This window comes from Streptomyces sp. (assembly GCF_035645055.1).
GTDB lineage: Bacteria > Actinomycetota > Actinomycetes > Streptomycetales > Streptomycetaceae > Streptomyces.
The window spans coordinates 1-10,147 of the sequence record NZ_DASQNH010000027.1 but is presented as its reverse complement, the minus strand read 5'-3'; the positions used below and the strand labels follow the sequence as shown (position 1 = coordinate 10,147).

Sequence of the window (10,147 nt, the reverse complement as noted above, 5' to 3'; positions counted from 1 at the left end):
GAAACGCCCGGTTACATTCCGAACCCGGAAGCTAAGCCTTACAGCGCCGATGGTACTGCAGGGGGGACCCTGTGGGAGAGTAGGACACCGCCGAACAATTTTTGGGAAAACCCCCGCATCGGAAGATGCGGGGGTTTTCTGCGTTTCAGGACGGTTTCACCAGGCCTGTGTCGTAGGCCAGGATCACCGCCTGGATGCGGCCCCGTGAGCCGGTTTTCGCGAGGACGCGGCTCACATGCGTTTTCACCGTCGATTCGGCCAGGTGCAGGCGGGTGGCTATTTCGGTGTTCGTCCAGCCCATGCCGATGACCGTGAGGATTTCTCGTTCCCGGTCCGTGAGCGGTGTCAGGCGGGGGTCTTCCGGGGCCGGGGCGGAGGGGCCCGGTGTCGTCGGCAGATGGTGGACGTAGGTGTCGAGGAGGCGGCGGGTCAGGCTGGGGGCCACGACCGCGTCTCCGGTCGCGACCGCGCGGATACCGGAGAGCAGTTCTTCCGGCTGGGCGTCCTTGACGAGGAAGCCGGAGGCTCCGGCGCGGAGGCCGGCGTAGGCGTACTCGTCGAGGTCGAAGGTGGTGAGGATCAGGACGCGGGTGCGGTCGCCTGTGGCGGTGATGCGGCGGGTGGCCTCGATGCCGTCGAGGCCGGGCATACGGACGTCCATCAGGACGACGTCGGGGTGCAGCTCCGCGGTCATGCGGACCGCCTCCGTGCCGTTCCCGGCCTCACCCAGGACCGTCATGTCGTCCTGGCTCTCCAGCAGCATGCGGAAGCCGAGGCGCTGGAGGGGCTGGTCGTCGGCGATGAGGACGGTCGTCACGGCGGGGGTTCCTCCGGGAGGTGGAGACGGACGCGCCAGCCCCGTTCGGGGCCCGGGCGGGGGCCGGCCTCAAGTGTGCCGCCGTAGAGGGCCGTTCGTTCGCGCATGCCGGGAATTCCGCGGCCGGCGCCGGTGCCGTCGAGGGGGCGGGCGCCATGGCCGGTGTCCGTGACGGTGACCGTGGCGGCGCCCTGGCCGTCGTAGGACAGCGCTATGTCGGCGGTGGCGCCGGGGCCCGCGTGTTTGAGGGTGTTGGTGAGGGCCTCCTGGACGACGCGGTAGACGGTGAGCTGGCGGCCCGGGCGGAGGTCCGGGGTGCCGTGGGTGGTGAGGCGGACGGGGAGGCCCGCCGTGCGGACGCCGTCGATCAGCTGGTCCAGGTCGGTGAGGGCCGGCTGGGGCGTGAGGCCGGCGTCCGGGTGCTGGTGGTCGTCGCGGAGGACGTCCAGGAGGCGGCGCAGTTCGGTGAGGGCCTGGCGGCTGGTGCCGGCGATGGCGTCCAGGGCCTGGGCGGCGCGGTGCGGGGATTTGGCGGCGGCGTAGCGGCCGCCGTCGGCCAGGCCGGTGATGACGGAGAGGTTGTGGCCGATGATGTCGTGCATCTCCCGGGCGATGCGGGCGCGTTCCGCGGCGGCTGCGAGGCGGGCCTGCTGGTCGCGTTCGGTCTCCAGGCGGCGGGCGCGGTCCTCCAGGGCCTCGGTGTAGTCGCGGCGGGTGCGGACCGCGATGCCCGCCAGGGCGGCCACGGCGATCGACATCAGTGGGGGAACGATCTCCTGGTTCCAGCCGTGCTGCGGGTGGCGGGCGGCGAGGACGAGGATCGGGGCGATGGACAGCGGGGCCGTCCAGGCCAGGGTGCGCAGGGGGAGGCGCAGGGCGATGTTGTAGACGACGACCAGCTGGAGCATGGCGGCCTGGAGGACGGTGCCGGTCCAGGCGTTGACCAGGGCGACCGGGGTCATGGCCAGCAGGACCGCGAGGGGGTGGCTGCGGCGCCGGAGGAGGGGGATGGAGAAGCCGAGGTTCAGGGCGATGACCAGCCAGTCGGGGGCCTCGGTGCCACGGGCGACGGCACGCCAGCCGCCGGTGGCGTAGTCGAGCAGGGCGATGCTGACGCAGAGGCCGGTCAGGTGGAGGTCCCAGGCCGACGGGTGGCGCCGGTCGAAGGCGCGCACCCGGGCGATGACGCGCTGGATGTGCTGGGTCAGGGGCTCGGGAGCCGGCTGCATGCCGTCCATGGTGCGGGGTGCGGGGCTCATACGTCCCGTCGCTTGAGGAAGACGGCCGCGGCGGTGAGGGTGGCCGCCGTCCACAGGGCGAGGGAGAGCAGGGCGGTGCCGGGGGAGGTCATGCCGGGCGTGGGGTCGGCGTGGGTGAGGGCTTCGAGGGCCTTGCCGGGGAAGTGGCGTACGGCGTCGTCGACGGCGTCGTAGGGGAGCATCCTCAGCACCTCGGGGAGGATCATGACGACGCCGATCAGGACGCCGACGCTGGTGGGGACGGAGCGGATCAGGGAGCCGAGGCCGGCCGCGAGGACGGCGACCAGGGCGAGTCCGGCGGCGTTGCCGACGAGGGCGCGCAGGATGCCCGGGTCACCGAGGGCGGCTTCCTTGTCGGTGCCGGTGAGGAGGGTCTGGACGAGGGGGAAGGTGAGCAGGTTGGTGGCGAGGGCGGTGAGGAAGCAGACCGTGCCGAGGATCGCCGCCTTGGACCAGAGGACGGGGAGGCGGGTGGGGACGGCTGTCATGGTGGAGCGGACCAGGCCGGTGGAGTGTTCCTCGGCGGTGGCGAGGATGCCGAGGACGCCGACGATGATCTGGCTGAACTGCATGCCGAGCAGGACGAGGAGGACGGTGTCCAGCTCGGTGGCGTCGCCGGACTCGTAGGAGCCGCCGATGGCGATGCCCGTGCCGAGGGTGAGGACGGGGATCAGGGCGAGGTTGAGCCAGGTGGAGCGGAGCGTCCACAGCTTGTGCCATTCGGAGTGCAGGACACGGGCGGGGGTGACGGCCAGGGCGGTCATGCCGGGGCTCCTTGCAGGGTCGCGGGGTATTCGACGGCGTCGCGGGTGAGGTCCATGAACGCCTCCTCCAGGGAGGCGGCGCGCGGGGTGAGTTCGTAGAGGGGGATGCCGTGCGCGGCGGCGGTGCGGCCGATGTGCTCGGCGTCGGTGCCGTGGATGTGGAGGGTGCCGGGGGTGTCGCTGGTGATGTCGACACCGGGCGTGGAGAGATGCCGTACGAGGGCGGGGGCCTCGGGGGTGACGACCTTGACGGTGCCTGCGCCGGAGTGGCGGACGAACTCGGTGACGGTGGTGTCGGCGAGGAGCCGGCCGCGGCCGATGATGATCAGGTGGTCGGCGGTCAGGGCCATCTCGCTCATCAGGTGGGAGGAGACCAGGACCGTGCGGCCTTCGGCGGCGAGGGACTTGAGGAGGGTGCGGATCCACAGGACGCCCTCGGGGTCGAGGCCGTTGACCGGTTCGTCGAGGATGAGCACATCCGGGTCGCCGAGCAGGGCGGCGGCGATACCGAGGCGTTGGCCCATGCCGAGGGAGAAGCCCTTGACGCGGCGGTTCGCGACGTCGGTGAGGCCGGTGAGGCCGAGGACGTGGGCGACGTGGCTGCGGGGGATGCCGTGGGTGAGGGCGAGGGCGGTCAGATGGTGGCGTGCGGTGCGGCCCGGGTGGACCGAGCGGGCTTCGAGGAGCGCGCCGACCTGGGTGAGTGGCGCCGGGTGGGCGGCGTAGGGGCGGCCGTTGAGGGTGGCGTGGCCGCGGGTGGGGGCGTCCAGGCCGAGCAGCATGCGCATGGTGGTGGACTTGCCGGCGCCGTTGGGGCCGAGGAAGCCGGTGACGGTGCCCGGGCGGACGGTGAAGGTCAGGCCGGAGACTGCGGTCCTGTCGCCGTAGCGTTTGGTGAGGTCCTGTGCCGTAATCATGCTTCGATGCTGGTCCGTGCGGGGGTGGCGGGCGTCGGACCGCGGACGGTATTCCGGGTGAGCGGCGTAGTACCCCGGTACTACGGTGGCCGGCATGAGTTCTGTCGTGGATGTCGGTGGGACGTTCGAGGTGCGCGCGGTGCGGGCCGAGGAGTGGCCCGAGGTGAAGGCGCTGCGGCTGGCCGCGCTGCGCGATCCGGTCGCGCACCTCGCCTTCCTGGACACGTACGAGGCCGCCGCCGCCCGTTCGGACTCCTACTGGCGGGAGCGCGCGGCGGGGGCGGCCGAGGGGGCGGCCGGCGCGCGGCAGGTCGTCGCCGTGGGGCCGGGCGGGGTGTGGGCGGGGACCGCGACCGTGCTGGTCGAGGAGGCCGGGACGACGGACTGGGCGGGGTTCCCGGTCGAGCGGCGGCAGGGGCATGTGGTCGGGGTGTTCGTCCGGCCCGAGTTCCGCGGGCGCGGGCTGACCGAGCGGATCTTCACCGCGGTGCTGGCCTGGTCGTGGGAGACCGGGGTGGAGCGGGTGCGGCTGATCGTGCACGAGGACAACGAGCGGGCGCAGGGCTTCTACCGCAAGGTGGGCTTCGCGCCGAGCGGGGCGGTGGTGCCGCTGGCCGGGCGGCCGGACGAGCGGGAGCTGGAGTTCGTCCTGGAGCGGCCCTCGGCCTGACCCGCCGGGCGGGCGGCTGCCCGCTGCCTCAGACCGGCAGTTCGGCGTGCGGCCAGCGGGTGCGGGCCTGTTCGCGGGAGCGGAGCAGGGCGAGGGTGGGCAGGCCCTGGTCCGCGCCGGAGGCCAGCAGGTCGGGGAGCTGGGGGAGGGGGGCCACCGCCGCGACGTCGTCGAGGACGAGGGTGAGTGGTGGGTCGAGCCGACCAGGGGATGACCGTTCGGCCATGCGCCGGCCGTGCTCGACCACGCTGGAGACGAGGGCCGTCAGGAGGGGCATCGCGCCCGGTTCGGTCCTGGGGTCCTCGATGGATTCACCCACCACGTAAAGCGTTCCCCCTTCGGCGATGAAGGAATCCAAGGTGAGCGCATCAGTTCGGTTTGGAGTGCATGCCTCGCGCACGTGGACCGTGGACAGTGCGGACAGGGCACGGCCGATCAGTTGCTGGGCCATGTCCCGGCGTTCGGGGTGCGCGGTCAGCGCGGATTCCAGTTCGCCGGCGGAGCCGGGCGCGGCCTTGGGGTGGGTGCGCAGGGTGCGCACGGCGTCCTGGATCTGGCTGCCCTGCGACCAGCGGTGCACATGGCGGATCGTACGGCCGTCCAGGGCGGCGGCGTGCAGACAGCAGCGCAGCAGTGTCTCGGCCGTGTCGCTCACCGCCTGGTCGATCCGGGCGGTGGGGCGGACGGGGGTGAGCAGCGCGGCGGCTCGCCGGGTCGCCGTCTGCTTGTCCTCGCAGCCCGCGGTCGGGGACCAGTGCAGGCGGGACGGGGTGTCGCAGAGGTGGTGGGGGTCGTAGAGGAGGACCGGGCCGAGTTTGGCGCGGGCGTCCTTGGTGTCGGACCAGACGCCCGGGTGGGAGGTGACGACGAGGACGGGGCCTTCGGCGTCGCGGACGGCCTGGGCGGCGGTGGAGTGGCGGATCTCCGGGGTGGCCAGGAGGAGACGGCCCCCGGTGGGGGAGGGGGAGCCGTGTCCCTGCGGGGCCCGTCCCTGCGAGTGCTGCTCGTGGGAGACCTGGGGGGCCTGCGGGTGCGGGGTGGCTGTCGGGGCCGTGGTGGCGGCGGTGTGGGCCGGGGCGGGTTCGGGCTGCCTGCGGGGTGTGGGCACCTCGTACGGGGATGCGGGTGCGGGGGCGGGCCGCGGGTCAGGCTCGGGTGCGGGGGCGGACCCGGTCGCCGGGGCGGTCCGGCGGCCCGCGCGCACCGCTCGCCAGCGAGCGACCGTGCCCAGCACGAACACGGTCAGCACGAGCAGCATCATCAGCTGCCCGATGAACAGCCCCCAGAACAGCCCGTACCGGGAGAGCTGCCCCGGCGGGGTGTCCGGCCAGGCGCCCGGGATGTCGTGCGGCTGGGCGATCAGGCTGCGCATGGCCAGCGGCGTGCGGGTGAAGGTGACGCTGTCCGGCCAGGCGCCGTGGGCGAACCAGGCGGCGAGCCCCGTGGCCGACCACACCAGCAGGGTCATGCCGAGCAGGAACGCGAGTATGCCGATGAGCAGGCCGTCGGGGATGCCGCCCTGGGTGTCCTGGCGGCGGCCTCGGTCGTCCGGTCTCATCTCACGCCACCGTGGACTCGGAGTCGCCGAGGTGCTGTTCGACGAAGGCCGCGGCCCGCTCCTCGGCTTCCAGTTCGGCGGCGCGCAGGGGGTCGTGGTCGAGGAAGTCGCTGACGGACTCGGTCATCGCGCGGTCGGTGAAGACGAGTGGGCGTTCGGTCTCGGTGACCAGGTGTTTGACGACCTGGACGTTGCCGTTGACGTCCCAGACGGCGATGCCCGGGGTGAGGGTGGGAATGATCTCGACGGCCCAGCGGGGCAGGCCGAGGACCCGGCCGGTGGCGCGGGCCTCGTCGGCCTTCTGGGCGTAGATCGTCCTCGTGGAGGCCATCTTGAGGATCGCCGCCGCCTCCTTCGCCGCCGCGCCGTCGACCACGTCGGACAGGTGGTGGACGACGGCGACGAAGGACAGGCCGAGCCGGCGGCCGAACTTCAGCAGCCGCTGGAACAGCTGGGCCACGAACGGGCTGTTGATGATGTGCCAGGCCTCCTCGACCAGGAAGATGCGCTTCTTCCGGTCGGGCCGGATCCAGGTGTGCTCCAGCCAGACGCCGACGATCGCCATGAGGATGGGCATGGCGATGGAGTTGCGGTCGATGTGGGACAGGTCGAAGACGATCAGCGGGGCGTCCAGGTCGATGCCGACCGTGGTCGGGCCGTCGAACATGCCGCACAGGTCACCGTCGACGAGCCGGTCGAGGACCAGCGCCACGTCCAGGCCCCACGCCCGTACATCGTCTATGTCGACGTTCATCGACTCCGCCGACTCCGGCTCGGGGTGCCGCAGCTGCTCGACGATGTCGGACAGGACGGGCTGGCGCTCGACGATGGTCTCGTTGACGTAGGCGTGCGCGACCTTGAGGGCGAAGCCGGAGCGCTCGTCGAGGCCGTGGCCCATGGCGACCTCGATGATGGTCCGCAGCAGCGCCAGCTGCCCGGTCGTGGTGATCGACGGGTCGAGCGGGTTGAGGCGGATGCCGTGGTCCCTGGCGGCCATCGGGTCCAGCCGGATGGGAGTTATCCCCAGTTCCTGCGCGATCAGGTTCCACTCGCCCACGCCGTCCTCGCCCTGCGCGTCCAGGACGACGACCTGGCGGTCCCGGAAGCGCAGCTGGCGCAGGACGTACGTCTTCTCCAGGGCCGACTTGCCGTTGCCGGACTCGCCGAGGACGAGCCAGTGCGGGGCGGGGAGCTGCTGGCCGTACAGCTGGAAGGGGTCGTAGATGTATCCCTTCCCGGAGTAGACCTCGCGGCCGATGATGACGCCCGAGTCGCCGAGGCCGGGCGCGGCCGTCGGCAGGTAGACGGCCTGGGCCTGGCCCGTGGAGGTGCGGACCGGGAGGCGGGTCGTCTCGACCTTCCCGAAGAGGAAGGACGTGAAGGCGTCGGTGAGGACGGACAGCGGGTCCCGCATCAGGTCCTACCTCCGAATGCCGGTGGCGAAGGGCAGCGTGTTCACAAAGGCGCGGTGGTGCTCGCGGTCGCACCATTCCAGCTTCAGATACGACTTTCCGGCCGACGCCCTTATCGTCCGCTTGTCGCGGGCCAGTGCCTCCGGATTACGCGAGGAGACGGTGATGTAGCCGACGAGATTCACCCCCGCGGCGCCACTCGCCAGATCCTCGCCGCGCTGGTCGAGGCGGTTGTGGGCGGCGATGTCGCGCGGGTCGACGGTGCGGTTCATCTTGGCGGCGCGGGACGCCTCCGCCTCGTCGTTGGTCTTCTCGGTGAGCATGCGTTCGATGGCGATCTCGGTGGGTTCGAGGTCCATCGTGACGGCGACGGTCCGGATGACGTCCGGGGTGTGGACCAGCAGCGGGGCCAGGAAGTTGACGCCGACGGGCGTCATCGGCCACTCCTTCACCCAGGCCGTGGCGTGGCACCACGGGGCGCGGGTGGAGGACTCGCGGGTCTTCGCCTGGAGGAACGTCGGCTCCATGGCGTCCAGCTCGGCCGGCCAGGCGTTGCGCTTCGTCATCGCCTGGATGTGGTCGATCGGGTGGTCCGGGTCGTACATGGAGTGGATGAGCGAGGCGAGCCGGCTCTGGCCGAGCGGCTGCCGGACGCGGATGTCGGCTTCCTGGAGACGGGAGCAGATGTCCGTCAGCTCCCTGGCCATGACGACGGCGAGGCCCGCGTCCCGGTCGGCCTTGCCGCCGTGCGGGCGGGCCGCGCGGGCCATGGCGTTCGCCTCGGCGGCCAGTTCGCGGGTGTAGTGCATACAGGCGACGAGATAGGCGCGGTGCTGCTCGCTGCTGGTCGACACCATCGACTGGAGCTGGTCGTACGACTGCTGGAGCCACGCCGGTGCCCGGTCGTCGCCGCGGACGGCGACGTCCTTGGCGTGGGCGTCCGGGTCGGCGGGCAGGGTGCGGGCGAGCATCTGGAGACGGGTGACGAAGCCGTCGCCGTTGGCGACGTGCTTGAGCAGCGTGCCGAAACGGTCCACCAGGGCTTCCTGGTCCTCCGAGTCGCGCAGGCCGACGCCCGGGCCCTCGATCTCGATGCAGGCGGTGACCGTCTTGCGGTCGGCGTGCAGCAGTACGGCGATCTCGTCCGGGCCGAAGGGCGCGGAGAGCCAGGTGATGCGGCCGATGCCGGGCGGCGGGCCGACCTCGATCTCCCGCCCGTCGAGCCGGGTGCCCGCCTCGATCGCGCCGGAACGGTAGGTGGCGCCCGAGCGGAGGGTGCGCTTGTAGCTTCGGTTGATCTCGAACCACTTGTAGAACGTGCGGTGCTTGTACGGCACGTAGACCGCCGCGATGGCGAGCAGCGGGAAGCCCATGAGCAGCAGGATCCGGAGGGACAGGACCGGAACGAGGAGCCCGCACATCATGCCGAGGAACGCGCCCGCGATGATCAGCGCGATCTCGCCGGTCTCGCGGTTGCGGCCGATGATCGCGCTCGGCCGGGCGCGGCCGATCAGATACGTACGGCGGGGCGTGACCGGATGAGACAGATGGGACTCGGTCGTCAACGCCCTTCACCTCCCGTGCGATTGGTGCTGCTGTTGCGGGTGTTGCTGGCGTGAGGCGTGTTCACCGGGCTGGACGAACGGGGCGGCGGCGCGGCGGAGGGGACAGATCCGCCGCCACCGGTCGAGGTGCGCGAGCTGTGCGCGGCCACGCCGCCGGCGGCGGTGTTGGCCGGACGGGGGGCGCTGGTGCCGGCGGACTGGCCGCCGTTGTTGTCCGCACGGGAACTGTGCGTCTTGATGCCCTGCGCGACGAGGGTGGCCGGGCTGCTGATCACCGCTGCCGCCTTGCCCTCGGCGGTCTGCATGATGCGGTTGTTGCGGGAACCGGCGATCTCGTCGCCGAAGCCCGGGACGAAACGGTAGATCATCGCCGAGGCGAAGATGGCGAGCAGGATGATCGCGAGGCCGGAGACGACCGCGGAGAAGGCGTCCGGGCCGTCGTCGGCGGAGAGCGCGCCCGCGAGGCCCAGGACGATCACGATCACCGGCTTGACGAGGATCACCGCGATCATGATGCCCGCCCAGCGGCGGACATGGCCCCACAGGTTCTTGTCGACCAGGCCGGCGTAGACGACCGTGCCGAGCAGGGCGCCCACGTAGAGCAGGGCGGCGCGGATGACGAGTTCCAGCCACAGGACGCCCGCGGCGAGGATGCTGACCAGGGAGACGACGATCAGCATGATCGGGCCGCCGCCGATGTCCTCGCCCTTCTCCAGGGCGCCGGAGAAGTTGCCGAAGAAGGTGTCGGTCTGGTCGCCGGTGGCTTTCGCGAGGACGTCCGTGATGCCGTCGGTGGCGCTCACCACCGTGTACAGGATCAGAGGGGTGAAGGCGGAGGCGAGGACGGTGAGCCAGAGGAAGCCGATCGCCTCCGAGATGGCGGTGGTCAGCGGTACGCCGCGGACGGCGCGCTTGGCGACCGCCAGCAGCCACAGGAGCAGCGTGAGGATCGTCGACGCCGCGAAGACCACCGCGTACTGCTGGAGGAACGTCGGGTTCGTGAAGTCGACGTTCGCGGTGTCCTTGACCGCCTCGCTGAGCTTGTCGATCGTCCAGGACGCGGCGTCGGCGCAGCCCTGGGCGAGGGAGGAGAGGGGGTCGAGGGTGGTGGTGGGGTCGAGGGTTTCCGGGCCGGAGCGGGAGCGGCTGCCGCTGCCTCGTTCGCAGTAGTCCTTGGCGGGGCCG

General features: G+C 71.7%; 9 protein-coding genes and 1 rRNA gene. 2 read left to right on the top strand and 8 right to left on the bottom strand.

What is annotated here, in order from left to right; all coding sequences use genetic code 11:
• Positions 1-96 (top strand): 5S ribosomal RNA (rrf, locus tag VE614_RS08850); the annotation flags it as partial.
• Between the two features lie 49 nt (positions 97-145).
• On the opposite strand, the gene VE614_RS08845 is transcribed toward rrf, so the two are convergent.
• The 4 genes from VE614_RS08845 to VE614_RS08830 are packed head-to-tail and all read right to left on the bottom strand — an operon-like array spanning position 146 to position 3,757.
• Positions 146-817, bottom strand: a complete 672-nt coding sequence (locus tag VE614_RS08845) for a response regulator transcription factor (RefSeq protein ID WP_324934421.1) — start codon at positions 815-817, stop codon at positions 146-148.
• Complete coding sequence (locus tag VE614_RS08840; RefSeq protein WP_324934419.1) at positions 814-2,076, bottom strand: sensor histidine kinase; 1,263 nt, start codon at positions 2,074-2,076, stop codon at positions 814-816. Before VE614_RS08840 ends, VE614_RS08845 begins: the two co-directional genes overlap by 4 nt.
• A complete protein-coding gene (locus VE614_RS08835) occupies positions 2,073-2,840 on the bottom strand; it encodes an ABC transporter permease (protein ID WP_324934417.1) in 768 nt (255 codons plus the stop codon). Before VE614_RS08835 ends, VE614_RS08840 begins: the two co-directional genes overlap by 4 nt.
• Entirely contained in the window at positions 2,837-3,757 is a 921-nt protein-coding gene (locus tag VE614_RS08830; protein WP_324934415.1) for an ABC transporter ATP-binding protein, read from the bottom strand. Before VE614_RS08830 ends, VE614_RS08835 begins: the two co-directional genes overlap by 4 nt.
• 94 nt (positions 3,758-3,851) lie before the next feature.
• On the opposite strand from VE614_RS08830, the gene VE614_RS08825 reads away from it, so the two are divergent.
• Entirely contained in the window at positions 3,852-4,427 is a 576-nt protein-coding gene (locus VE614_RS08825; RefSeq protein ID WP_324934413.1) for a GNAT family N-acetyltransferase, read from the top strand.
• A 28-nt stretch (positions 4,428-4,455) separates the two neighbouring features.
• Here the strand turns inward: VE614_RS08825 and VE614_RS08820 are convergent, their stop codons facing one another.
• The 4 genes from VE614_RS08820 to VE614_RS08805 all read right to left on the bottom strand — a co-directional run.
• Positions 4,456-5,985, bottom strand: a complete 1,530-nt coding sequence (locus tag VE614_RS08820) for a type VI secretion protein (protein WP_324934411.1) — start codon at positions 5,983-5,985, stop codon at positions 4,456-4,458.
• Between the two features lies 1 nt (position 5,986).
• The gene (locus tag VE614_RS08815; protein ID WP_324934409.1) at positions 5,987-7,399 is read right to left on the bottom strand and encodes an ATP-binding protein; all 1,413 of its coding nucleotides are present in this window, start codon (positions 7,397-7,399) and stop codon (positions 5,987-5,989) included.
• Positions 7,400-7,405: 6 nt separating this feature from the next.
• A complete protein-coding gene (locus tag VE614_RS08810; protein WP_324934407.1) occupies positions 7,406-8,962 on the bottom strand; it encodes an SCO6880 family protein in 1,557 nt (518 codons plus the stop codon).
• The coding region (locus VE614_RS08805; RefSeq protein WP_324934405.1) for a hypothetical protein at positions 8,959-10,147 on the bottom strand (1,189 nt) is incomplete at its 5' end. The genes VE614_RS08810 and VE614_RS08805, both read right to left, overlap by 4 nt.

Excerpts from the sequence above, each read along its gene's own strand:
- VE614_RS08820 (WP_324934411.1), bottom strand. The coding sequence starts at position 5,985 with ATGAGACCGGACGACCGAGGCCGCCGCCAGGACACCCAGGGCGGCATC.
- VE614_RS08815 (WP_324934409.1), bottom strand. The coding sequence starts at position 7,399 with ATGCGGGACCCGCTGTCCGTCCTCACCGACGCCTTCACGTCCTTCCTC.
- VE614_RS08825 (WP_324934413.1), top strand. The coding sequence starts at position 3,852 with ATGAGTTCTGTCGTGGATGTCGGTGGGACGTTCGAGGTGCGCGCGGTG.
- VE614_RS08840 (WP_324934419.1), bottom strand. The coding sequence starts at position 2,076 with ATGAGCCCCGCACCCCGCACCATGGACGGCATGCAGCCGGCTCCCGAG.
- VE614_RS08830 (WP_324934415.1), bottom strand. The coding sequence starts at position 3,757 with ATGATTACGGCACAGGACCTCACCAAACGCTACGGCGACAGGACCGCA.
- VE614_RS08835 (WP_324934417.1), bottom strand. The coding sequence starts at position 2,840 with ATGACCGCCCTGGCCGTCACCCCCGCCCGTGTCCTGCACTCCGAATGG.